The sequence below is a fragment of the Streptomyces sp. NPDC031132 genome, assembly GCF_055570595.1.
Map to the genome: position 1 here is coordinate 71,066 of NZ_JBVIGX010000013.1, position 22,375 is coordinate 93,440.

At 72.7% G+C, this 22,375-nt stretch carries 20 protein-coding genes; 10 read left to right on the forward strand and 10 right to left on the reverse strand.

What is annotated here, in order from left to right; all coding sequences use genetic code 11:
- Positions 1 to 69 precede the first annotated feature (69 nt).
- Together ACZ49B_RS20795 and ACZ49B_RS20800 are read left to right on the forward strand one after the other, a co-directional pair.
- On the forward strand, positions 70 to 3,249 hold the full coding sequence (locus ACZ49B_RS20795) for a sacsin N-terminal ATP-binding-like domain-containing protein (protein WP_468307921.1): 3,180 nt from the start codon (positions 70 to 72) through the stop codon (positions 3,247 to 3,249).
- 323 nt (positions 3,250 to 3,572) lie between these two features.
- Positions 3,573 to 4,478, forward strand: a complete 906-nt coding sequence (locus ACZ49B_RS20800) for a hypothetical protein (protein WP_468307923.1) — start codon at positions 3,573 to 3,575, stop codon at positions 4,476 to 4,478.
- 106 nt (positions 4,479 to 4,584) lie between these two features.
- Here ACZ49B_RS20800 and ACZ49B_RS20805 read toward each other — a convergent pair whose 3' ends face one another.
- Both ACZ49B_RS20805 and ACZ49B_RS20810 read right to left on the reverse strand, forming a co-directional pair.
- A complete protein-coding gene (locus tag ACZ49B_RS20805; RefSeq protein ID WP_468307925.1) occupies positions 4,585 to 7,056 on the reverse strand; it encodes a cation-translocating P-type ATPase in 2,472 nt (823 codons plus the stop codon).
- Positions 7,057 to 7,239: 183 nt separating this feature from the next.
- Positions 7,240 to 7,521 (reverse strand): DUF2530 domain-containing protein, encoded by a 282-nt coding sequence (locus ACZ49B_RS20810; protein WP_468307928.1) that lies wholly within the window; start codon positions 7,519 to 7,521, stop codon positions 7,240 to 7,242.
- A 149-nt stretch (positions 7,522 to 7,670) separates the two neighbouring features.
- On the opposite strand from ACZ49B_RS20810, the gene ACZ49B_RS20815 reads away from it, so the two are divergent.
- Positions 7,671 to 9,128: an NCS2 family permease gene (locus tag ACZ49B_RS20815; protein ID WP_468307931.1), complete on the forward strand. Its 1,458-nt coding sequence runs from the start codon at positions 7,671 to 7,673 to the stop codon at positions 9,126 to 9,128.
- On the opposite strand, the gene ACZ49B_RS20820 is transcribed toward ACZ49B_RS20815, so the two are convergent.
- Positions 9,121 to 9,303 (reverse strand): hypothetical protein, encoded by a 183-nt coding sequence (locus tag ACZ49B_RS20820; RefSeq protein WP_030156886.1) that lies wholly within the window; start codon positions 9,301 to 9,303, stop codon positions 9,121 to 9,123. The two genes, ACZ49B_RS20815 and ACZ49B_RS20820, sit on opposite strands and share 8 nt — an antisense overlap.
- A gap of 118 nt (positions 9,304 to 9,421) precedes the next feature.
- Here ACZ49B_RS20820 and ACZ49B_RS20825 point away from each other — a divergent pair, with 118 nt between their 5' ends.
- Both ACZ49B_RS20825 and ACZ49B_RS20830 read left to right on the forward strand, forming a co-directional pair.
- Entirely contained in the window at positions 9,422 to 9,859 is a 438-nt protein-coding gene (locus tag ACZ49B_RS20825) for a MarR family winged helix-turn-helix transcriptional regulator (protein WP_030156888.1), read from the forward strand.
- Positions 9,860 to 9,885: 26 nt separating this feature from the next.
- Entirely contained in the window at positions 9,886 to 11,241 is a 1,356-nt protein-coding gene (locus tag ACZ49B_RS20830; RefSeq protein ID WP_468307934.1) for an MFS transporter, read from the forward strand.
- 27 nt (positions 11,242 to 11,268) lie between these two features.
- Here the strand turns inward: ACZ49B_RS20830 and ACZ49B_RS20835 are convergent, their stop codons facing one another.
- Positions 11,269 to 12,276, reverse strand: a complete 1,008-nt coding sequence (locus tag ACZ49B_RS20835) for a WD40 repeat domain-containing protein (RefSeq protein ID WP_468307937.1) — start codon at positions 12,274 to 12,276, stop codon at positions 11,269 to 11,271.
- A 76-nt stretch (positions 12,277 to 12,352) separates the two neighbouring features.
- Between ACZ49B_RS20835 and ACZ49B_RS20840 the strand changes: the two genes are divergently transcribed.
- Positions 12,353 to 13,045, forward strand: coding sequence for a GDSL-type esterase/lipase family protein (locus tag ACZ49B_RS20840; RefSeq protein WP_468307940.1), 693 nt, complete (start codon positions 12,353 to 12,355; stop codon positions 13,043 to 13,045).
- Between the two features lie 90 nt (positions 13,046 to 13,135).
- Here ACZ49B_RS20840 and ACZ49B_RS20845 read toward each other — a convergent pair whose 3' ends face one another.
- From ACZ49B_RS20845 to ACZ49B_RS20865, 5 genes are all read right to left on the reverse strand, one after another.
- Positions 13,136 to 14,125 (reverse strand): aldo/keto reductase, encoded by a 990-nt coding sequence (locus ACZ49B_RS20845; RefSeq protein WP_468307943.1) that lies wholly within the window; start codon positions 14,123 to 14,125, stop codon positions 13,136 to 13,138.
- 190 nt (positions 14,126 to 14,315) lie between these two features.
- Positions 14,316 to 14,921, reverse strand: a complete 606-nt coding sequence (gene thpR, locus ACZ49B_RS20850) for an RNA 2',3'-cyclic phosphodiesterase (RefSeq protein ID WP_468307945.1) — start codon at positions 14,919 to 14,921, stop codon at positions 14,316 to 14,318.
- A 42-nt stretch (positions 14,922 to 14,963) separates the two neighbouring features.
- Complete coding sequence (locus tag ACZ49B_RS20855; protein WP_468307946.1) at positions 14,964 to 16,463, reverse strand: flotillin family protein; 1,500 nt, start codon at positions 16,461 to 16,463, stop codon at positions 14,964 to 14,966.
- Positions 16,464 to 16,595: 132 nt separating this feature from the next.
- Complete coding sequence (locus ACZ49B_RS20860) at positions 16,596 to 16,814, reverse strand: hypothetical protein (protein ID WP_468307948.1); 219 nt, start codon at positions 16,812 to 16,814, stop codon at positions 16,596 to 16,598.
- A gap of 69 nt (positions 16,815 to 16,883) precedes the next feature.
- Positions 16,884 to 17,792: a DUF3027 domain-containing protein gene (locus ACZ49B_RS20865; RefSeq protein ID WP_468307951.1), complete on the reverse strand. Its 909-nt coding sequence runs from the start codon at positions 17,790 to 17,792 to the stop codon at positions 16,884 to 16,886.
- A gap of 413 nt (positions 17,793 to 18,205) precedes the next feature.
- Between ACZ49B_RS20865 and ACZ49B_RS20870 the strand changes: the two genes are divergently transcribed.
- The 4 genes from ACZ49B_RS20870 (at position 18,206) to ACZ49B_RS20885 (ending at position 21,774) form a co-directional block, all read left to right on the forward strand.
- Positions 18,206 to 19,576, forward strand: a complete 1,371-nt coding sequence (locus ACZ49B_RS20870; RefSeq protein WP_468307952.1) for an MFS transporter — start codon at positions 18,206 to 18,208, stop codon at positions 19,574 to 19,576.
- A 99-nt stretch (positions 19,577 to 19,675) separates the two neighbouring features.
- Positions 19,676 to 20,161, forward strand: a complete 486-nt coding sequence (locus ACZ49B_RS20875) for a DUF2771 domain-containing protein (RefSeq protein ID WP_468307954.1) — start codon at positions 19,676 to 19,678, stop codon at positions 20,159 to 20,161.
- Positions 20,162 to 20,174: 13 nt separating this feature from the next.
- Positions 20,175 to 20,909, forward strand: a complete 735-nt coding sequence (locus ACZ49B_RS20880) for a futalosine hydrolase (RefSeq protein WP_468307957.1) — start codon at positions 20,175 to 20,177, stop codon at positions 20,907 to 20,909.
- Positions 20,899 to 21,774 carry a 1,4-dihydroxy-6-naphthoate synthase gene (locus ACZ49B_RS20885; RefSeq protein ID WP_468307959.1) on the forward strand — a complete coding sequence of 292 codons (876 nt, stop codon included), beginning with the start codon at positions 20,899 to 20,901 and terminating at the stop codon, positions 21,772 to 21,774. The genes ACZ49B_RS20880 and ACZ49B_RS20885 overlap by 11 nt, the downstream gene beginning before the upstream one ends.
- 71 nt (positions 21,775 to 21,845) lie before the next feature.
- Here ACZ49B_RS20885 and ACZ49B_RS20890 read toward each other — a convergent pair whose 3' ends face one another.
- Positions 21,846 to 22,229, reverse strand: coding sequence for a cold-shock protein (locus tag ACZ49B_RS20890; protein WP_030012939.1), 384 nt, complete (start codon positions 22,227 to 22,229; stop codon positions 21,846 to 21,848).
- Between the last annotated feature and the right edge of the window lie 146 nt (positions 22,230 to 22,375).

The window sequence follows — 22,375 nt, forward strand, 5'->3', positions numbered from 1 at the left end:
GCCCGGCCGCCCCGACTGCCGGGGGCCGCACGCGATACCTTCATGGCCTCGGCATTCGGCATTCGGTGAATGCAGTGCAGTGCAGGACAGCTTGGAGGCAGCGGCGTGAGCGTGCGAGTGACGGCGGCCCAGGGTGGCGCGGACCCCTTCGGCACGGCCCGGCTGCGGCGCGGGGTGCTCGACGCCTGGGGCGCGGGCCCGGCCCGCTTCCGGGAGGACGCCAACGCCGAGGAGGACCTGGCCCTCGGCGGCTACCGCGACCGGCTCGTCGTCGAGCTGGCGCAGAACGCGGCCGACGCCGCGGCCCGGGCCCGGGTGCCCGGCCGGCTCCGGCTCACCCTGCACCCCGGCGAAGGCGGGCACGCGGTGCTGGCCGTCGCCAACACCGGTGCCCCGCTGGACGCGACGGGCGTGGAGTCGCTGAGCACCCTGCGGGCCTCCGCCAAGCGGGAGTCCGCCGGTTCGGGAGACACCGTGGGCCGCTTCGGCGTCGGCTTCGCGGCCGTCCTCGCGGTGTCCGACGAGCCCGCCGTACTGGGCCGCCACGGCGGTGTCCGCTGGTCCCTGGCCGAGGCCCGCGAACTGGCCCGCGACGCCGCCAACGGCAGCCCCGGCCTCGGCGACGAGCTGCGCCGCCGCGACGGGCACGTCCCCCTGCTGCGGCTGCCGCTGCCCGCCGAGGGCACCGCACCCGAGGGCTACGACACCGTGGTCGTCCTCCCGCTGCGCGACGCCGCCGCGCAGGACCTGGTGCAGCGTCTGCTGTCCGGCATCGACGACGCGCTGCTGCTCACCCTGCCCGGGCTGGCCGAGATCCTCGTGGAGACCCCGGAGGAGGGCACCCGTACTCTGCGCCGCCGCGACGAGGGCGCGTACACGGTCGTCGAGGACTCGGCCGCGGGCGCCGGGGGCGAGACCCGCCGCTGGCGCACCGTCCGCCACAGCGGCCCCATCGAGCGGGCGCTGCTCGCCGACCGGCCGGTCGAGGAGCGGCTGCGGCCGACCTGGACGGTGTCCTGGGCCGTGCCCGTCGACACCGACGGCGCCCCCGTACGCCCGGCCACCGCTCCCGTGGTGCACGCACCGACCCCGACCGACGAGCCGCTGGGCATCCCCGCCCTGCTCATCGCGACGCTGCCGCTCGACACCGCCCGCCGGCACCCCGCGCCGGGGCCGCTGACCGACTTCCTGGTGGAGCGCGCGGCCGACGCGTACGCCGAACTGCTGGGCGCATGGGACCCGGTGACCACCGCGCTGGTGGACCTCGTACCCGGGCCGCTCGGCAAGGGCGTGCTGGACGGGGCGCTGCGCGCGGCCGTGCTGCAGCGGCTGCCCCGTACGGCCTTCCTCGCCCCGGCGGCTCCGGCCGAGCACGCCGAGCACGCCGAGGAGCGGGCCGCCCTGCGCCCCTTCGAGGCCGAGGTGGTGGAGGGCGCGGGCGCCGAGACCGTACGGGTCCTCTCCGAGGTGCTGCCGACCCTGCTCCCCGCCGGGCTGGAGCGCCGACCCGAGCTGCGCACGCTGGGCGTGGGCCGGCTGCCGCTGGGCGACGCCATCGAGCGGATCGCGGGCATCGAGCGCGGCCCGGAGTGGTGGCACCGGCTGTACGACACCCTGGCCGGGGTGGATCCGGACCGGCTCTCGGGCCTGCCGGTGCCGCTGGCCGACGGGCGGACCACGATCGGCCCGCGCCACGTGCTGCTGCCCGACGCGGAAACCCCGAAGGACCTGGCCCGGATGGGCCTGAAGGTGGCCCACCCGGACGCGGCGCACCCGCTGCTGGAGCGCCTCGGCGCGCTCCCGGCCACGCCGCGCGCGGTCCTGACGACCCCGCAGGTCCGGGCCGCGGTGGCCGCTTCCCTGGATGCCGGTGAGATCTGGGACGAGGACGCCCTCGACGCCGAGGAGCTGGCCGAGGTGGTCCTGGGCCTGGTCCGGGAAGCCGACCTGGCGCCGGGCGACGAGCCGTGGCTGGGCGCGCTGGCCCTCCCTGACGAGGACGGCGAGCTCACGCCCGCGGGCGAGCTCCTGCTGCCGGGCTCCCCGCTGGCCTCGGTGATCCGCGAGGACGAAGTCCCGTACGTGGACGCCGAACTGGCCGACCGGTGGGGTGCGCAGCCGCTGACCGCCTGCGGGGTGCTGGCCGAGTTCCAGCTGGTCCGCGCCACCGACGTGGTCCTCGACCCGGACGAACTGGAGCCCCGCGAGGGGGACTTCGCCGAGCCCGACGACGCGGGCCTGCTGGACGCGGTCGACGTGTGGTGCGAGGACGTCCTCGACCAGCTCCCCGACACGCCGCTGCCGCCCGTGGCGACGGAACTCGTCGCGGTCCGGGACCTCGACCTGGTCGACGACGACTGCTGGCCCCAGGCCCTGGCCATGCTGGCCCGGCCGCCGCTCCGGGACGCCCTGACCCAGCCCGTCAGGATCCTCCTCCCGGACGGCACCACGCAGTCGGTGCGCCCGTACACCGCCTGGTGGCTGCGCGACCACCCGGTGCTCGACGGCCGCCGCCCGGCGGGCCTGCGCGCGGCGGGCGGCGACCCGCTGCTGGCGGGCCTCTACACCTCGGCGGACGCCACGGGCTTCGAGGACGAGCAGGTCCTGCGGGCGCTCGGCGTACGCACCACCGTGCCGGCGCTGCTGGACGAACCCGGCGGCGCCGCCGAGCTCCTGGGCCGGCTCGCCGACCCGGACCGCGAGGTGTCGGACCGCCAACTGCACGCCCTGTACGGGGCCCTGGCCGATCTGGACCCCGAGCAGGTCACGCTCCCGGACGAGCTGCGGGCGGTGGTGGACGGCGAGGTCGTCGTGGTCGACGCGGCGGACGCGCTGATCACGGACGCCCCGGACCTGCTGCCCCTCACGGCGGGCCTGCCCCTCCTGCCGGTCGCCCCGGCCCGCGCGGCCGACCTGGCGGAGCTCCTCCAGGTCCGCCGCCTCTCGGAGACGGTCCCGGCGGAGGTGACGACCCCGGGCGAGGAGCACGACGTTCCGGAGTCGGTCCGGATCCTCCTGGGCCCTTCGACCCCGGAGACCTACCTGGAGCACGAGGAACTGATCGCGGGCGGAGTGGAACTCGACTGGCGCCGCACCCCCGACGGCACCCTGCACGCCTCCACCCTCGAGGGCGTGGCGGCGGGCCTGGCCTGGTCGGCGGGCCAGTGGCCCCGCCGCTTCGAGGTGGCAGCCCTCCTCGAGGACCCCTCCCGCACGGCGGAACTGGCCCGCGACCGCTGGTTCGACTGAGGGCGGACGGCGGGGCCGAAGCCCGTCGCCGCCGGGTACGGGGCCGCCGTACCCGTACCCGGGAAGATACTGACCTTGCCGGCGCCGTCCGCGGCACACAGGTCCGGCAGGCCGTCACCGGTGACGGCCTGCCGGCGCCACGGCCGCTGCCGAGAGAGGGCGAACAGGTGCCATGTGGATCGATCCCCCCTGGTGACAAGGCTGTTCACAGGCCGTGATGTGCCGGAAGGCAAGCCGGCCCGCACTGGCATGTGCGGCCACGGCGCTGCGCTTTAATGACCCCCTGCGCGAGGCCGCACCGGGCGGCTCGCGGGAGGGGGATCATGAACATCCGCGGACAGCACAGCTCGTTCAGACGGTGCGTCGTCGCAGTGGCCGGCGCGCTGGTCCTCGCCGCCGGGGCCACGACGGCCACGGCGACCTCCGCGGTCGCCGACGGCATGCCGACGGCGCCGAGGCCCTGTTCGCCCGGTGACCGGGAGGACCCCGGCTCCTCGCCCGCCCTCCGGCCCGGCGACCAGCTCTCCGCCGGCCAGCACCTGCAGTCGAACAACGCGGTCTTGGTGATGCAGCCCGACGGCAACCTGGTCCTGAACCTGGTGTGGGCCGGCCACCCGGGTCCGGTGGTGTGGGCCAGCGGAACCTGGGGCAACCCGGGGGCGCACGCGATCCTCCAGGAGGACGGCAACCTCGTCGTGTACCGCCCGGACGGACGCGCCGTGTGGTCCAGCGGCACCTGGGGCGGCGGCCAGGCCTGCGTCGTGGTCGACGGCCACGGGGACCTCCAGGTGAACCGGACCGCCCCCGGCTCCTACGGATACCTCTGGCACACCGAGACCGGGACGCTCCAGGGCTCCACCAAGGGCATCGAGAGCATCTGGGAGGGCGGCTTCGGCCTCAAGCCCGGCCAGTGGCGCGCCTCCCTCACCACCTGGCTGCTGATGCAGTCCGACGGCAACCTCGTCCTGTACCGCAAGGTCGACAATGCCCCGCTCTGGGCAACGAACACCTACGGGCTCAACCGCGCCAACGGCGCGATGAGCAGCTGGACCGGCAACCTGACCATCTACTACACGGGCAAGGACGGCGGCGGTTACCCCGCCTGGGACGCCGGGGTCTCCAACAGCCAGGGCGCGTACCTGTCCGTGCAGAACGACGGAAACGTCGTCATCTACGACCGGTCGGGCACCCGGGCCCTGTGGGCCTCCGGCACCTGGGGTCGGGCCTAGGGGGTGTCGTCGAAGTAGCGTCGTCCGCCCGTGAGAGCGGGGCCGGCGGGGTCTGGTGCGCCCGCCCGGCCCTCTTCCGGGCGGGCCGGGCCAACGGTGCGCGCCGTCAGGCGGGGAACTTCCGGTCCACCCAGCGGAACGTGAACTCGATCAGGACCGATGCGGCCGCCGCGATGGCCACCGCCGTCCAGGGGAGCTGCGTGCCCACCAGCTTCAGCTGGAAGAAGTCCTGGAGCCACGGGACGACCAGGACGATCAGGAACGCCGCGCCCATCGCGCCGACCAGGGCCACCCGCCACCACGTGTACGGGCGGGCGATGATCGCCAGGACCCACATCGAGGTCAGGAACAGCGTCAGCGTCGCCGCGCTCGTCTCGGCGTTCAGGGCTTCCGGGCCCGTGTAGTGGTGGCGGGCGACCAGGTACGTCACGAACGTGGCCACCGCCGCGATCACTCCGCCCGGGATCGCGTACCGCATCACCCGTTTCACGAAGTGCGGCCTCGCGCGCTCCTTGTTCGGGGCCAGCGCCAGGAAGAACGCCGGGATGCCGATGGTGAGGGTGGACAGCAGCGTCAGGTGGCGCGGCAGGAAGGGGTATTCGACCTGGAAGCAGACCACCAGGATCGCGAGGAGGACCGAGTAGACGGTCTTCGTGAGGAAGAGCGTGGCGACCCGGGTGATGTTGCCGATGACCCGGCGGCCCTCGGCGACCACCGAGGGGAGGGTGGAGAAGCTGTTGTTCAGGAGGACGATCTGCGCGACCGCGCGGGTGGCCTCGGAGCCGGAGCCCATGCTCACGCCGATGTCCGCGTCCTTGAGGGCCAGGACGTCGTTGACGCCGTCGCCCGTCATCGCGACCGTGTGGCCGTTGGACTGCAGTGCGCCGACCATGTCGCGCTTCTGCTGCGGGGTGACCCGGCCGAAGACGGCGTTCTCGTCGAGGACCCTGGCCATGTGGGCCTGCTCGGCCGGCAGCTTGCGCGCGTCGACCGTGTTCTCGGCGCCCGGGAGGCCGAGCTTGCCGGCCACCGCGCCGACGGAGACCGCGTTGTCGCCGGAGATGACCTTCGCGTGGACCTTCTGGTCCTCGAAGTAGCGCAGCGTGTCGGCGGCGTCCGGACGCAGCCGCTGTTCCAGGACGATCAGGGCGGTCGGCCGGGCCCCGGCCCCGACGGCCGGGTCGTCGAGCTCGCCCGCGGCCTTGGCGAGCAGCAGGACGCGCAGGCCCTGCTCGTTGAGCTCGTTGATCTCGTCGAGGGCCGGGTCGCCGGCCGGGAGGAGGACGTCGGGGGCCCCGAGCAGCCAGGTGTTGTTCTCGCCGTCTCCCTCGCTGAAGCTGGCGCCGCTGTACTTGCGGGCGGAGGAGAAGGGCAGCGACTCGGTGCAGCGCCACTCGGCGCTGACCGGGTAGGCGTCGATGATCGCCTGGAGGCTGGCGTTGGGGCGCGGGTCGGACTCGCCGAGCGCGCCGAGCACCTTCTTGACGTACGTGTCCTCCGCGCCGCCGAGCGGGCGGAGCTCGGTGACGTCCATGCCGCCCTCGGTGAGGGTGCCGGTCTTGTCGAGGCAGACCACGTCGACGCGGGCGAGGCCCTCGATGGCCGGCAGCTCCTGCACCAGGCACTGCTTGCGGCCGAGCCGGATGACACCGATCGCGAAGGCGACGGAGGTCAGCAGGACCAGGCCCTCGGGGATCATCGGGACGATGCCGCCGACGGTGCGGGCGATGGCGTCCTTGAGGTTGTCGTCCTTGACGACGAGCTGGCTGATGATCAGCCCGATCGAGGTCGGGATCATCATCCAGGTGACGTACTTGAGGATGGTGGAGATGCCGGAGCGCAGCTCGGAGTGGACGAGCGTGAAGCGGGTGGCCTCTTCGGCCAACTGGGCGGCGTAGGCCTCGCGGCCGACCTTGGTGGCGGTGAACGCACCGCCGCCGGCGACGACGAACGACCCGGACATGACCGGGTCGCCGGGCTTCTTCAGGACGGGGTCGGCCTCGCCGGTGAGCAGGGACTCGTCGATCTCCAGGCCGTCGGCCTCGCCGACGGCGCCGTCGACGACGACCTTGTCCCCCGGTCCGAGCTCGATGACGTCGTCGAGGACGATCTCGGAGGTGGAGATCTCGGCGGTCCGGCCGTCGCGGCGGACGCTGGGTTTCGCCTCTCCGATGACGGCGAGGCTGTCCAGGGTCTTCTTGGCCCGCATCTCCTGGATGATGCCGATGCCGGTGTTCGCGATGATCACGTAGCCGAAGAGGCTGTCCTGGAGCGGCGCGACGATGAGCATGACCACCCAGAGCACGCCGATGATGGCGTTGAACCGGGTGAAGACGTTGGCGCGGACGATGTCGGCGGTGGAGCGGCTGCTGCGGACGGGGACGTCGTTGACGGCTCCGCGCGCGACGCGTTCGGCGACTTCGGCGGTGGTCAGGCCGGCGGGCTTGAACCGGGGCGCAGGCGGCCGGACCGGGTGCACCGGGTCGAGCTCGGCTCCGGCGTCGATGGCCGCACCGCCGGGCCCCCTGCTGCCCACCGGCTCGGAACCGTTGGGTTCGATGTCTGCCCGCTGCATCATGCTTTCGACGGTAAAGGGGGTTCTACCGCTTCACCCGCCGAAAAGTCCGAAGATCCGACTTCGGGATGACCCGAATCGTCCCTTGGTCCCCCTGGGCCCTGATCCCCTCGGCCGGCCCTGACCCCCTCGGTCAGCGCTGCTCTTCTCAGCCGGCGCTGCTCTCCTCAGCCGGCGCCGCTCTTCTCAGCCGGCGCTGCTCTCCCCGCCCCCCGCGGCCTGCGCAGCGGCGTGGCGCTTGAGGGCCGCGTCCCGGCCCCGTACGTACCAGAGGCCGATCAGGCCGAGCACTCCGCCGGCCGCGCAGCACCAGACCCACCACAGCAGGTCCCGGTCGGCGAACCAGCCGTAGAAGGGGAGCTGGACCAGGAACAGGGCGAACCAGATGATCGTGCCGCCGGTGACGGTCGCGACGACCGGGCCCTCAAGGGGCTCGGGCGCCTCGTGCTTCGCAGTCCATTTCGCCATGCCCTCAAGTCTAGGTGCGCGAAAACCAGGTCTACGCGCGGAGATGGACGGGGTTTCGTTCATGTGTTCATACTGAAACGGTGTGGGCATGGCCCATTTCCTTCGTATGAATCCCCCAATGCCCCCGCAATGAGGACCCAGAGGACCGCATGAGCACGTCGGCCCCCGCCCCCGCGCCCACCCTCCCGGAACCCGCCCCCCGGGGCACGTCCGGCCTGGACCGCCACTTCAAGATCTCCGAGCGCGGCTCGACGATCGCCCGCGAGGTCCGCGGCGGTTTCGCCACCTTCTTCGCGATGGCCTACATCATCGTGCTGAACCCGATCATCCTGGGCAGCGCGAAGGACATGTACGGGCACCAGCTCGACGGCGGCCAGCTCGTGACCGCCACCGTCCTGACGGCGGCCTTCACCACGCTCCTCATGGGCGTCATCGGCAACGTGCCGATCGCGCTCGCCGCCGGCCTCGGCGTGAACACCGTCGTCGCGCTCCAGCTCGCCCCGCGCATGAGCTGGCCCGACGCCATGGGCATGGTCGTCCTGGCCGGCTTCGTCGTGATGCTGCTGGTCGCGACCGGGCTGCGCGAGCGGGTCATGAACGCCGTCCCGCTCGGCCTGCGCAAGGGCATCGCCATCGGCATCGGCCTGTTCATCATGCTGATCGGCCTGGTCGACTCGGGCTTCGTCACCCGCATCCCGGACGCCGCGCACACCACCGTGCCGCTCCAGCTCGGCACGGCCGGCCACCTGCACGGCTGGCCGGTGCTGATCTTCGTCGTCGGCGTCCTGCTGACCCTCGCCCTGCTGATCCGCAAGACGCCCGGCGCGATCCTGATCTCCATCGTGACCATGACCGTGATCGCCGTCGTCGTCCAGCTGATCGTCGGGCTGCCCGACTCGGGCTGGGGCCTGACGGTCCCCGAGTGGCCGGGCAACCCGGTGGCCGCGCCCGACTTCGGGCTCGTCGGCCAGGTCAGCCTGTTCGGCGGCTTCGGCAAGGTCGGCCTGCTGACCGGCATCCTCTTCGTCTTCACCGTGCTGCTGTCCTGCTTCTTCGACGCGATGGGGACGATCCTCGGCGTCGGCGACGAGGCCAAGCTGATCGACAAGGAGACCGGCGAGTTCCCCGGCATCAACAAGGTGCTGCTCATCGACGGCCTGGCCGTCGCGTCCGGCGGCGCCACCTCGTCCTCGGCGACCACCTGCTTCGTGGAGTCCACGGCGGGCGTCGGCGAGGGCGCCCGCACCGGTCTGGCGAACGTCGTGACCGGCGGCCTCTTCGCCGTGGCGCTGTTCCTCACCCCGCTCGCCACCATGGTCCCGTCCCAGGCGGCCACCCCCGCGCTCGTGGCGGTCGGCTTCCTGATCCTGGCGGGCTCGGTCAAGGACATCGACTGGGGCGACTTCACCATCGCCGTCCCGGCCTTCCTGGCCATGGTCATGATGCCGTTCACGTATTCGATCACCAACGGCATCGGCTTCGGCTTCATCAGCTTCTGCGTGCTGCGGCTGGCAACCGGCCGGGGCCGTGAGGTCCCGGCGGCCATGTACGCCGTGTCGGCGGTGTTCGTCTTCTACTACGCGATGCCTGCCCTCGGCCTCACGTAAGCCCGTAGAACTTCTCCGTCTCGTCGACCGCCGCCTTGAAGCGCTCGTCGAAGTCATCCCGAATGAGCGTCCGGACGACATAGTCCTGGACGCTCATTCCGCGTTTGGCCGCATGAGTCCGGAGGCGGTCGAGCAGCTCCCCGTCTATGCGCATGCTCAGCACGTGTGTCCCCATGGCGAAAGAGTCGTGGCACAAGCCGTGGACGCGTGTCACTTTCCGCCGCCGACTCACCCGTACGAGTGATTCGCTCCAGTGGCATTCTTTAGAGAGAGTAATGAGGTAGTCTAAAGAGATGCTCGACCTTACCCATGGCGACGACGCTGCCGCCGTGAACGACCTCCGCTCCGCCGTCATGCGGCTGGGCCGGCGCCTCAAGCACCAGCGCGTCGACGAATCGCTGAGCCCGACCGAGATGTCGGTCCTCGGCACGCTCGCCCGGTGCGGCCAGGCCACCCCCGGTGAGCTGGCCCGGCGCGAACACGTCCAGCCGCCGTCGATGACACGCATCGTCGCGCTGCTGGAGGCCAAGGGGCTGGTCAGGCTGCAGCCGCACCCGGACGACCGCCGCCAGAAGGTGGTCACCCAGACCGAGGAGGCCGAAGCGATGCTCGAGGAGAGCCGTCGCAAGCGGAACGCCTTCCTGGCCGGGCTCGCGGCCGAGCTCACCGAGGACGAATGGGCCAAACTGCGCGAGGCCGCGCCCGTCCTGGAGAAGCTCGCGCACTTGTAGGAGACGACGCCAGGAGGCGAACGCTTTTGAGTACGGGAACCGGAGCAGACTCCGCACCCGGCCATACATCCACCACTAGCACCGCGCGCACGACGCGCGCCGCGGGCGAGAACCACTCGATGTTCAGCTCGCTGAAGATCCGGAACTACCGGCTCTTCGCCACGGGACAGGCCGTTTCCAACACCGGCACCTGGATGCAGCGCATCGCCCAGGACTGGCTGGTCCTGTCCCTGACCGGCTCGGCCTCCGCCGTCGGCATCACCATCGCGCTGCAGTTCCTGCCGATGATGGTCTTCGGCCTCTACGGAGGCGTACTCGCGGACCGGCTGCCCAAGCGGCCGCTGCTGATCGCCACCCAGTCCCTGATGGGCCTGACCGGTATCGCCCTCGCCGTGCTCACCCTGGCCGGACACGTCCAGGTCTGGCACGTGTACCTCGCGGCCTTCCTGCTCGGCCTCGTCACCGTCGTGGACAACCCCGCACGGCAGACGTTCGTCTCCGAGATGGTCGGCCCGGAGCAGCTCGCCAACGCCGTCAGCCTGAACTCCGCCAACTTCCAGTCCGCACGGCTGGTCGGCCCGGCGATCGCCGGTGTGCTGATCACCGCCGTCGGCTCCGGCTGGGCCTTCCTGCTGAACGGACTGTCCTTCGCCGCGCCCGTCGCCGGCCTGCTGCTGATGCGGACGCGCGAACTGCGCCCGATCGAGCCGCAGCCGCGCGCCAAGGGGCAGCTGCGGGAGGGCCTGCGCTACGTCGCCGGTCGCCCGGAGCTGATCTGGCCCATCGTGCTGGTCGGCTTCATCGGCACCTTCGGGTTCAACTTCCCGATCTGGCTGTCGGCGTTCGTCAGCGACGTGTTCCACGGGGACGCGGGCACGTACGGGCTCTTCAACACGCTGATCGCGGCGGGCTCCCTGGCGGGTGCGCTGCTGGCGGCGCGGCGGGGCAACTCACGGCTGCGGCTGCTGGTCGCGGCGGCCCTGCTGTTCTCCGTACTGGAGGTCGTGACGGCCTTCGCGCCCGGGTTCTGGCTGTTCGCGGCGCTGCTCGTGCCGATCGGGATGTTCGGGCTGACGGTCAACGTCACCGCCAACGCGAGCGTCCAGATGGCCACCGACCCCGAGATGCGGGGACGGGTGATGGCCCTGTTCATGATGGTCTTCACGGGCGGCACCCCGATCGGTGCACCGATCGTCGGCTGGGTGACGGACACGTACGGGGCCCGGATCGGCATGGCCTCGGGCGGCCTCGTCTCCCTGGCCGCGGCCGCGACGATCGCGGTGATCCTCTCCCGGGTCGGCAACCTCCGCCTGAGCGTGACCCGCCGCGGAGTCACGTTCGTCCCGTCCGCCCGCCCCCGCGAACTGGTCACGGCGGCGTAAGCGGCACATCCGGCGGCGGACCGCCGGTCAGGAGCTGCGCGGCTTGCGGCGGAAGAGGCGCTTGGCGCCGAGCACCAGCACCGTGCCCACGGCCAGCACGGCCGCGCCCTTCGTGAAGCTGCCCCCGCCCTGCTCACCCGCAGGGCCGGGGGCCCCGGCGGCCGGAGTCGCGCCCGGCTTCGCCCCCGCGGTAGGCGAGCCGCCGGACGCCGGTTTCACCGGAACGGCCACCACCCGGCTCGACTCCCCCTCCGAGCCGAACATCAGCGTCGAGCCGTCCGCCGAGTACGTCACCGACTCCGCCTGCCCCTGCCACGGCGCGTCCACCCGCTCGCCCTCTCCCTCCGGCCGCCCGTCCTTCCACGGGTACGTCCGCGCGAAGAAGTAGCCGCGCAGCGTGAGGCGGCCGCCGTCCGGCGAGAACGCCCCGTCCGTGACCCACGGCAGGTCCGCCACCCGCCGGAACACGTTCGGCCCCGACGCGGACAGCTTCTCCGGGCCCTCGTACAGCCCGCCCTTGTCCTCGCTCTTGCTCGCGATGTACACCCGGCCCGTCACCGGATGCACCATCAGCGCCTCCGCGTTGCGCGCCCCGTCCGCGTAGCGCACGGTGAACTGCTCGGCCTTGACCGTGACATCGGCCAGCTTTTCCGGCTCCGGGAAGCGGTAGATCCAGACGTGGTCCCAGCTCCCGTTCAGGTTGTCGCCGATGTCGCCGACGTACAGCTGCCCGTCCGGGCCCAGCGAGATCGCCTCGACGTCGCGCGGGGTCCCGACCCCGGCCAGCGTCACCCGGGCCACGGTCCTGCCGGTCGCCGAGTCCACCGCGTACACGTACGGGCCGTCGTCGCTGTCGTTGTGCGTCCAGTACACGCCGGGGTGGATCCGGCTCGCCGCCAGCCCGCTCGACTCCTTGATCCGCGGATCGGCGATCGTGAACCCCGAGGACACGGAGGCAGAGGTCTGGGCGGCCGCAGCCGCCGAACCAGGCAGCACGACAAGGGCAATGACGGCGGTCAACGGCAGCAGGCGCATACCCCAAGCCTGCCAGGCGGCCCCGCGTGTCCGGCATCACAGGGGCTCCCGGCGCGTGATCCGCGATGATGACCGGATGCGTTTCATGTTCGTCGGCGACTCCATGACCATCGGACGCGCCGGCGACTACACCTGGCGCTACCGGATGTGGCAGCACCTCGATGCCGCCCTCGGCGGCCCGTACGAGATCGTCGGCCCGCGCTGCGAGCTGTTCGACACCTCCGCGAACGAGCCGACCAGCCACGCGTACGCCGACCCCGGCTTCCCGGAGCACGCCCGCCGCCACCTCGCCGGCTGGGGCGAGGGCTGGCAGCACATGGCCCCGCTCATCGGCTCCGCCGTGCGCTCCGGCCGGGCCGACGTACTCCTCGTCTCCCTCGGCCTGATCGACCTCGGCTTCTACACCGGCGCCGAGGAGACCGCGGCCAATGCCCGCCGCTTCATCGCGGAGGCCCGCGCCGTCCGGCCCGGCATCCGGATGATCCTGCTGCCGGTCATCCCGAACGTCCGGGCCGAGTCCGACGCGCCCTTCGCGGCCGAGGTCGCCCGGTTCAACGAGCTCCTCGCGAAGGCCGTCGCGGACCTGTCGACCGAGGCCTCGCCGATCCTGCTGGCCGCGCGCCCGGCCTCGTACGACATCCACCACGACACCTACGACGGCACCCACCCCAACGCCTCCGGCGAGCACCGCCTGGCCGGGGAGTTCGCGGCGGTCCTGCACCAGGCCTGGGGCGTCGGCGGCCCCTACCGTCCCGCCGCGGACCGGTAACACCCACTTCCCCGGCGGCACTTGCCCCGCGAACGGCGCGGCCGCCGCATCACCCGGACGCGGCGGCCGCACACCCGTGCTGCTAACCGATCACCAGGCGAAGGCCTCGGGCGAGGGGCCCGGGCCGGGGAAGATCTCGTCCAGGCCGGTGAGCACCTCGTCCGGCAGCTCCAGCTCCAGCGCGCGCAGCGCGCTCTCCAGCTGCTCCGCCGTGCGCGGACCCACGATCGGGCCCGTCACCCCGGGCCGGGTCAGCAGCCACGCCAGGGCCGCCTCGCCGGGCTCCAGGCCGTGCTTGTCGAGCAGGTCCTCGTACGCCTGCACCTGCGCCCGCACCGAGGTGTTGGCCAGGGCGTCCGCGGAGCGCCCGGAGGCGCGGCGGCCGCCCTCGACCTCCTTCTTGATGACGCCGCCGAGCAGCCCGCCGTGCAGCGGGGACCACGGGATCACCCCGAGCCCGTACTCCTGCGCGGCCGGGATGACCTCCATCTCGGCGCGCCGCTCGGCGAGGTTGTACAGGCACTGCTCGCTGACCAGCCCGACCGAGCCGCGCCGGGCGGCCGTCTCGTTGGCCTGGGCGATCTTGTACCCGGGGAAGTTCGACGACCCGGCGTACAGCACCTTGCCCTGCTGGATCAGCACGTCGACGGCCTGCCAGATCTCCTCGAAGGGGGTCCGGCGGTCGACGTGGTGGAACTGGTAGACGTCGATGTAGTCCGTCTGCAGCCGCTTGAGGCTGGCCTCGACGGCCCGGCGGATGTTCAGCGCCGAGAGCTTGTCGTGGTTGGGCCACGGGTCGCCGTCGCCGGCCATGTTCCCGTACACCTTGGTGGCCAGCACGGTCCTGTCCCGCCGGCCGCCGCCCTGGGCGAACCAGGTGCCGATGATCTCCTCGGTGCGGCCCTTGTTCTCACCCCACCCGTAGACGTTGGCCGTGTCCACGAAGTTCAGACCCGAGGCGAGCGCGGTGTCCAGGATCGAGTGGCTGGTGGGTTCGTCCGTCTGCGGACCGAAGTTCATCGTGCCGAGTACAAGTCGGCTGACCTTGAGTCCGGTGCGTCCCAGCTGTGTGTACTTCATGGCTCCCAAGCCAACTGCTTCGAGCCCACTCCAGGCAAGGGCCCGCGCGGAAAGGAGCTACCGGCCTACGGCGGCTGCCACTGCCACGACGACGAACATCAGCACGAGTACACCGGCCATTACGCGGTTTCGGGTCTTGGGATCCACCCGTCGAGCGTAACGCGGTCCTCCGGCGTTCCCGTACCGAGGGTCAAGCGCCCAGGGGCCAGGCCTCGAGGACCTCGTAGCGGGGCTGCTCGCCGGGGACTCCGCTGGTCGGCAGGTTGCTGCGGACCAGGCTGAGCTCCCCGACCTGCCAGGGCGTGCCCTCGAAGCCCGCGAGGGCCTCCAGGTACGGGTGCAGGTCGGTGCCGCCGTGGCTGCGGGCCAGGGTGAGGTGGGCGGTGTACCGGCGGTGCTGGTCCATCGGGATCCCGGCCCGGCGGGCGGCGGCGTCCGCGCGCTCGGCGAGCATCCGCATCTGGTCGAGCCCGCCGGCGGCGCCGACCCACAGGGCACGCTCGCCGAAGTGCCCGGAGCCGTGGAGGCGGAGGGGGAAGGGGTCGGTGCGGTGCGCGGCGCGCGCCAGGCGGGCGTACAGGTCCGGCAGGACGGGGTCGCGCACCTCGCCCATGAACGCGAGCGTGAAGTGCCAGCCCGCTTCCCCGGTCCAGCGCAGCCGGTCGTGCCCGCCGGCCCGGTCCTGCCCGAGGGCCGGTGCGTCCCCGACGGGCGGGGCGTTCCGGGCGGCCTCGACGGCCTCACGGAGCTCGTCGACGGCCTCCTGGGGCGGCATCACCGCGGCGAACAGCCTCATGGCGCGAGCGTAACCCGGGTGGGTCAGGCTCGCGCCAGGCGTTTACGCGTCCCCGATCGGGATCTGGTGGGACGTGGACGGCGTGCTGCCGTTCACCGGGGTGGTGCCCGGTGCGGTCCCCGGTGTGGTCCCCGGGGCGGCCGGCTGGGACATCGACGCGAGCACCTGGCGGGCCAGGCCCAGCCCGGTGCCGCCCATGGTCAGCGCCTTCGCGAACATCTCCGACATGCCCTCGGCGCCGTTGAGCAGCACCATGTGCTCCACGTTCCCGAAGGCCCCGGCGCCCGCCTCCACGATCGCCGGCCAGTTCTCGGCGAGCTGCTGCGCGACCACCGCCTCCTGGTTCTCGGCCAGTGCGGCGGCCCGCGCCTTGATCGCGTCGGCCTCGGCGAGGCCCTTCGCCTTCGCCGACGCCGCCACCGCGAGGCCCTTCGCCTGGGTGGCCGCGGCCTCGGCCTCGCCGGTCGCCCGGGTGGCCTTCGCCGCCGCGAGACCCCGCGCCTCGGTGGCCGCCGCGTCCGCGGTCGCCGCCGTGGTCACGCGGGTGGCCTCGGCTGCGGCCGCCAGCTCCGTCTCCTTGGCCTTGGCCTGCGCCGCCGAGATGCGGGCGTCGCGCTCGGCCTCGGCCCGGGTGCGGGTCTCGTACGCCGCCGCGTCCGCGGGCTTGCGCACGTCGGCCTGGAGCTGCTGCTCGCGCCGGTGCGCCTCGAGCTCGGCGACCCGGGTCTCCTGGACGACGACCTCCTGGCGGGCCGCCGCCTCCGAGAGCGGGCCCGCCTGGCGGGCGGTCGCGGCGGCCTTGTCGCGCTCGGCCTGGTAGCCGGCCTGGAGGATCTCGCTGTCGCGGGTGGCCTCCGCCATCCGCGCGAACGCGGTCTGCTCGGCCTCGGTGGCCAAACGGTTCGCCTCGGCCTGCGCGATGCGCGCGTCCCGCTGGACGGCGGCCGCGTGTGGCATCGCCAGGTTCTTGATGTAGCCGGTCGGGTCCTCGATCTCGTGGATCTGCAGCGAGTCGACGATCAGGCCGAGCTTCTCCATCTCCGTACCGCAGGCTGCCCGGGTCTGCCCGGTGAGCTTCTCCCGGTCGCGGATCATGTCCTCGACCGTCAACCCGCCCACGATGGAGCGCAGATGGCCGGCGAAGACGATGTGGACCCGCTCGGGCATCATCTTCTGCTGGTCCAGGAAGCGGCGCGCCGCGTTCGCGATGGACACGAGGTCGTCGCCGATCTTGAAGATCACGACGCCCTTCACCCGCAGCGGGATGCCCTGGTGGGTCACGCAGTCCACGTTCAGCTGGGTCTCGTTGAGGTCCAGCGACAGCTTGCGCACCGCCTGCACACCGGGGACCACGAGGGTTCCGCGCCCGGTGACGATCCGGAACCCCATGCCCTCGCCGATGCCCTCGGTGCGGTGCGTGGAGCCGGAGATGACGAGTGCCTCGTTCGGTTCGGCCACCCGCCACATGAGCTTGAACAGGCCGATCAAGGCCAGGATTGCGGCGAGAACGATTCCCGCCACGACGCCGATAGCCATCGGCAACGCCCCCTTATCGCAGTGCCGTTCGACACTGACGAGGGCGAGTGTGCTCCTGTGCCGGGCCGTTAAGAAGACGCAGGCGGTTTCTTGTCGCCATCTTGATACGAACCACATCCGCGCAGGTGGCGCGGGGGCTCAGTTGTCGTACGCCGCCATCACGTACACCGTGCGCGGCGGCAGGTACTCGACGACGGTCACGACCGTGCCGACCGGCAGCCGGCCCGTCCCGGGCGCCGGGTGCGCGAGGAAGTGCTCCGCGCCGCCCCGGATGCGGACGATGACCTCGCCCACCAGGCCCGGGCCCACCGTGCCGGTCACCCGGCCGTCCAGCCCCACCATGCCGTGTTCCCCCATGCGCCGAGGGTACGCCGCCGGGGCGGGGCCGTCGCCCCGCCGTGCGGCTCGTACTCCTCGCGGGTAGGGCTACGAGTGGCCGAGGTCCGCGGCCGGGAGGTCCGCCGGGGGGACCGAGCCCGTGTCGGGGGCCGGGCGCAGCGGGAACTCGTCCGAGGCCATCGAGTCGAGCACCGGCGGCGCCGGGCGCAGCGGCTTCGGCATGACCGCGGCCTCGGAGTGGCCGCCGCAGCCGTACGAGAGGGAGACGAGGTGTCCGTCGGCCGGGCCGAACTCGTTCGCGCAGACGCCGAAGGCCTGGCCGAGCGAGCCGCCGATGGCCACGAGGAACCCGCAGGACACGCAGGAGGCGGGCGCCGCCTGGGCCATCGGGGTCTTGGCCCCGTAGCCCTCGTCCCAGCGGTCCGCGGCGCTGTGCAGCCCGTAGCGGGACAGGACGCGGGCGCGCCGCATGCCGAGTTCCTCGGCGACGGAGGCGATGGAACCCCGTACGGGTACCACGGTGCGGTCGGTGACGTCGGCGTCCTCGGCCTCGACCAGTTCCGCCATCTCGGTGGAGACGACCGAGTTCGGCGGCGGTACGTCCTCGCCGGACCAGCCCGGCTCCAGCCGCAGGTCCTCGGCGTCGGTGGGCAGCAGGTCGCCGGGGCCCATGTCGCCCGGGCGCAGCCGCTCGCTCCACGGCACCCACTCGGGGGCCAGGAGGGCGTCGTCGCCGGGAAGCAGCACCGTTTCGTCGAGGGTGACGTTCTTGGCGCGGGAGGCGCGCGTCACGGTGACGGCCCAGCGCCAGCCCCGGTAGCCGGGGTCCTTGCACTCGAAGAAGTGCGTGACGACCCGGTCGCCCTCCGCGACGACGGAGACGTGCTCGCCCACCACTCCGGGAGCGGCGGCTTCCTCGGCCGCCGCGCGGGCGAGGTCTACCGCCTCGGCGCACAGGCGGTCGGGGGTACGGCTTCGCGTCGTCGCAGCACTCACAGGTCTCGTTCTCTCCTACGCCGTCTCACGAGTGCGCCGTCCGTACTGTCGTCCACAACGACCCGTCGGTCCTGTCCGTACGTGGCGCGGGCGGAGCGGACCAGAGGGCCGCGTCGACGTCCGCACCCGATCGGCCTCGGGCGCACCTACCTGCTATCCATTCTGCGGGATCGCGAAGAGGCGCGCGGCCAAGAGCAACCGCCGGTGGCGCGCTACGCACGCTACCTCCTCCGAAGCCTTGGGCCCACATGCAAGGTCCGATTCGCGGACAAGCCCGCGTGCCGACACCGCTCCCACACCCTCCGGACGACGGCCGGACAGCAGCCCGACGACGGCCGGACAGTGGCCCGACGGCGACCCGACGGGCGCCCGTAACGCGCCGGGACGGGACCCGGCGGGGTCCGTGGGGCACTATGTCGAGTGTGGCACCCGTACGGTCGTCCCGTGACGGCTCGGGACCGGCCAGGCGGGCCGGCCGGGCCGTCGGGCGTGCCCTGCAGCGCCCCTTCACGGGTACGGCCCGCGGGATCCGGCGGGCCACGCACGCGCACGGGGCCGGTGAATCGGGCCTCGGCAAGCTGATCGAGCTGCACGCCATCAACGGCGCCGGCGATGTGATGATCACCGTGGCGCTCGCCTCGACGGTGTTCTTCTCGGTGCCCACGGACGAGGCACGCGGCCGTGTCGCCCTGTACCTGGCGATCACGATGGCCCCGTTCACCCTGCTGGCCCCGGTGATCGGCCCGGCGCTGGACCGGCTGCCGCACGGGCGGCGGGCCGCGATGGCCGTCGCGATGCTCGCGCGGGCGCTGCTCGCGGTGATGATGTCCGGCGCGGTGGCCACGGGCGGGCTGGAGCTCTACCCGGCGGCGCTGGGCGTGCTCGTCGCGTCCAAGGCGTACGGGGTGGTCCGCAGTGCGGTGGTGCCGCGGCTGCTCCCGCCGAAGTTCTCACTCGTCAAGGCGAACTCCCGGGTCACCCTGGCGGGCCTGCTCGCCACGGCGGCGGCGGCGCCGGTCGCGGCGGGGCTGCACGCCATCGGGCCGCCGTGGCCGCTGTACGGGGCCTGCGCCATCTTCATCGGGGGCACGTTCGCGGCGTTCACGCTGCCCCACAAGGTGGACGAGGCGAAGGGCGAGCGGCGGGCCCGGCTGTCCACGCACGAGCCGCACTCGCGCAAACCGGGGCTGCGCACGGTCAGCCCGTCGGTGCTGTGCGGGCTGCTGGCGAACGCGGCGATGCGCGCGCTGTCCGGGTTCCTGATCTTCTTCCTGGCGTTCCTGCTGCGGGAGCACCCCCTCGCCGGGCAGAGCGCGGCGGTGTCGCTGGGCATCGTGGGCGTCTCGGCGGGCGTCGGGAACGCGGCCGGGACGGCCGTGGGCGCCTGGCTGCGGGCCCGGGCGCCGGAGACGATCATCGCGGCGGTGCTGTCGGTGACCCTGGGGATCGCGGTCCTGGCGGCGGTGTTCTTCAGCGGGCTGTTCATGGCGGTACTGGGGGCCACGGCCGGGTTCTGCCAGGCCCTGGCGAAGCTGTCGCTGGACGCGATGATCCAGCGGGACGTGCCGGAGGCGGTACGGACGTCCGCGTTCGCCCGTTCGGAGACGCTGCTCCAGGTGGCGTGGGTGCTGGGCGGCGCGATCGGCATCGCGCTGCCGCTGAACGGGGTACTCGGGATGGCCGTGGCCTCGGCCATCGTCGCGGCGGGCACCACCATGGCCTTCCGCGGCCTCATCGCCTCCCCCCGCCACCACCCGGGCTCCCCCCGCCCCCGAGTGGCGTAAGGCCTCGACCGGCCCCGGCGGGAGGGCCGCGCGCCGCGCGGCAGGCCATGGACACCCCCGTGCGGCGGCGGAGCCGGGTGGCCCGATAGCCTTCGGCTCATGACCGCACCGCTTTTCTCGGGTAGGGGCCGCCGCAGCGTCGCGGCCCTCGGAGCCGTGTCCGCCGGCCTCCTCCTCCTGTCCGCCTGCGACAAGCCGACGCCGCTGGCGACCGTGACGGTCGGCACGTCGTCGGTGTCCACCGAGGCCGCCTGCTCCGACGACAAGGAGCTCTCCATGGACAAGGTCCAGGAGTGCCTCACCGACATGAAGGGCGCCAAGACCGTCGAGTACGGCCGCGGCGACACCCTTCGCATGGGTGTCGAGCCCGACGTCGTCGAGGACGGCAAGCAGTGGCAAGCCGTCCTGGACGGGCAGCCCATCACCGAGCCCTCCTCCAACACGTACCGCAGCTTCCCGGGCGCCGACGTCTTCGCGACCGGCGGCCAGGGCCAGGCACCGGCCTCGAAGAAGCTGAACATCGTCCAGGTCGGCGAGGACGGCAAGCCGCTCGCCGTCTGGGCCTTCAACCTCAAGCTCAAGTAGCCCCGTACCGACGGTGCGCGCGCTCATCGTGACCGCGGTGGCGGCGGAGGCAGACTCCGTCGTCAGTGGCCTGACCGGGCCCGCCCCTCATGCGGACCCGGTGACACCGGAGCCGCGCACCCTTCCCGGCGGATACCTGCTCTCCCGGCGGGATCTGCCCGGCCTCGCCGCCGACGTGCTCGTCGGCGGAGTGGGGCCGGCGGCCGCCGCGGCCGCCACGGCCACCGCGCTCGCGCTGGCCGACTACACCCTCGTCATCTCCGCCGGCATCGGCGGCGGGTTCCGGCCCGCCGCCCCCGTCGGCTCCCTCGTGGTCGCCGACGCCGTCGTCGCCGCCGACCTCGGGGCCGAGACCCCCGACGGCTTCCTCGACGTACAGCAGCTCGGCTTCGGGCACAGCGTGCACCTGCCGCCCGCCGAGCTCGCCGCTCGCGCCGCCGAGGCCACCGGGGCGCTGCTCGCGCCCGTGCTGACCGTCTCCACCGTCACCGGCACCGCCGACCGCGCGGCCCTGCTCGCCGCCCGGCACCCGCTCGCCGGGGCCGAGGCCATGGAGGGCTTCGGGGTCGCGGAGGCGGCCGCCGCGCACGGGCTGCCCGTGCTGGAGATCCGCGCCGTGTCCAACGCCGTCGGCCCCCGCGACCGCGACGCCTGGCGGATCGGGGACGCGCTGGCCGCGCTCACCGCCGGATTCCGCGCCCTGGGGCCCGTACTCGTCCATTGGGGAGAGCACCGACATGAGTCGTGAGCCGCATCAGGCGGTCAAGATCGCCTACTCGCCCTGTCCGAACGACACCTTCGTCTTCGACGCCTGGGCCCACGGGCGCGTCCCGGGCGCGCCCGGCCTCGACGTCACCTTCGCCGACATCGACATCACCAACGGCATGGCCGAGCGCGGCGAGCTGGACGTGCTGAAGGTGTCCTACGCCGTGCTGCCCTGGGTGCTGGAGGAGTACGCGCTGCTGCCGTGCGGCGGGGCGCTGGGGCGCGGCTGCGGGCCGCTCGTGCTCGTGAAGGATCACAGCCTCACGGGCGGGTCGGGCGTGGACCTGGCCGGGAAGACCGTCGCCGTGCCGAGCGAACGCTCCACCGCCTACCTGCTGTTCCGGCTGTGGGCGGCCGACGTGCTCCCGGACGGCTTCGGCAAGGTCGTCGTCCTGCCGTTCCACGAGATCATGCCCGCCGTCCGCGACGGCCGGGTGGACGCCGGACTGGTCATCCACGAGGCCCGGTTCACCTATCAGGACTACGGGCTGCACTGCCTGGCCGACATGGGCGAGCACTGGGAGTCCACGACCGGGCTGCCGATCCCGCTCGGCGCGATCATCGCCAAGCGCTCCCTGGGCGCCGAGACCCTGCACGCGCTGGCCGAGTCGGCCCGTACGTCGGTGCGGATGGCCTGGGACGACCCGGAGGCCTCGCGCCCGTACGTCCGCGCCCACGCGCAGGAGCTGGACCCGGCCGTCGCCGACCAGCACATCGGGCTGTACGTCAACGAGTTCACCGCCGACCTCGGCGATGCCGGGTACGCGGCGGTGCGCGGGCTGTTGACGCGGGCCGCGGCCGAGGGTCTGGTACCGGCCATCGCACCGGGTGCGCTGGCCTTCCCGTAAGGCCCTTCCAGGCAGGTACGACGGTGCCCCGACCCTCTTGCGAAGGCCGGGGCACCGTCGTGCGTACGGGCTCAGACGTCGAGCTGGTCGGCCACCGCGCGCAGCAGACCGGCGATCTTCGTGCCGTGCACCTTGTCGGGGTAGCGGCCGCGCTCCAGCATCGGAGTGATGTTCTCCAGCAGGGTCGTGAGGTCCTGCACGATCGAGGCCAGCTCGTCGGGCTTGCGGCGCTGCGCCGCTGCGACGGAGGGCGCCGGGTCCAGCACCGTCACGGAAAGCGCCTGGTCACCGCGCTGTCCGGCGACGACGCCGAACTCGACGCGCTGGCCGGGCTTGAGGGCGTCGACCCCGGCCGGGAGCACCGACGAGTGGACGAAGACGTCACCGCCGTCGTCGCGGGAGAGAAAGCCGAAGCCCTTCTCACTGTTGAACCACTTGACCTTGCCGGTAGGCACGTCCGTCCTCTGTCCTTGTGCTCGTCGGGGTCCGGAACGCCGCACAGCGGCTCCGGACAACAGCGCAGCGGGTCATGGTGACCCGCCGTATCCAGGCTAGTGGGCGATCGACAGGTGACAAGACGTTCCCCGGTCCTTCGCCGGCT

Bases quoted from the DNA above. Each gene is read 5' to 3' on its own strand.
- ACZ49B_RS20795 (WP_468307921.1), top strand. From the start codon at position 70: ATGCAGTGCAGTGCAGGACAGCTTGGAGGCAGCGGCGTGAGCGTGCGA.
- ACZ49B_RS20800 (WP_468307923.1), top strand. From the start codon at position 3,573: ATGAACATCCGCGGACAGCACAGCTCGTTCAGACGGTGCGTCGTCGCA.
- ACZ49B_RS20805 (WP_468307925.1), bottom strand. From the start codon at position 7,056: ATGATGCAGCGGGCAGACATCGAACCCAACGGTTCCGAGCCGGTGGGC.
- ACZ49B_RS20810 (WP_468307928.1), bottom strand. From the start codon at position 7,521: ATGGCGAAATGGACTGCGAAGCACGAGGCGCCCGAGCCCCTTGAGGGC.
- ACZ49B_RS20815 (WP_468307931.1), top strand. From the start codon at position 7,671: ATGAGCACGTCGGCCCCCGCCCCCGCGCCCACCCTCCCGGAACCCGCC.
- ACZ49B_RS20820 (WP_030156886.1), bottom strand. From the start codon at position 9,303: ATGGGGACACACGTGCTGAGCATGCGCATAGACGGGGAGCTGCTCGAC.
- ACZ49B_RS20825 (WP_030156888.1), top strand. From the start codon at position 9,422: ATGCTCGACCTTACCCATGGCGACGACGCTGCCGCCGTGAACGACCTC.
- ACZ49B_RS20835 (WP_468307937.1), bottom strand. From the start codon at position 12,276: ATGCGCCTGCTGCCGTTGACCGCCGTCATTGCCCTTGTCGTGCTGCCT.
- ACZ49B_RS20840 (WP_468307940.1), top strand. From the start codon at position 12,353: ATGCGTTTCATGTTCGTCGGCGACTCCATGACCATCGGACGCGCCGGC.
- ACZ49B_RS20845 (WP_468307943.1), bottom strand. From the start codon at position 14,125: ATGAAGTACACACAGCTGGGACGCACCGGACTCAAGGTCAGCCGACTT.
- thpR (WP_468307945.1), bottom strand. From the start codon at position 14,921: ATGAGGCTGTTCGCCGCGGTGATGCCGCCCCAGGAGGCCGTCGACGAG.
- ACZ49B_RS20860 (WP_468307948.1), bottom strand. From the start codon at position 16,814: ATGGGGGAACACGGCATGGTGGGGCTGGACGGCCGGGTGACCGGCACG.
- ACZ49B_RS20870 (WP_468307952.1), top strand. From the start codon at position 18,206: ATGTCGAGTGTGGCACCCGTACGGTCGTCCCGTGACGGCTCGGGACCG.
- ACZ49B_RS20875 (WP_468307954.1), top strand. From the start codon at position 19,676: ATGACCGCACCGCTTTTCTCGGGTAGGGGCCGCCGCAGCGTCGCGGCC.
- ACZ49B_RS20885 (WP_468307959.1), top strand. From the start codon at position 20,899: ATGAGTCGTGAGCCGCATCAGGCGGTCAAGATCGCCTACTCGCCCTGT.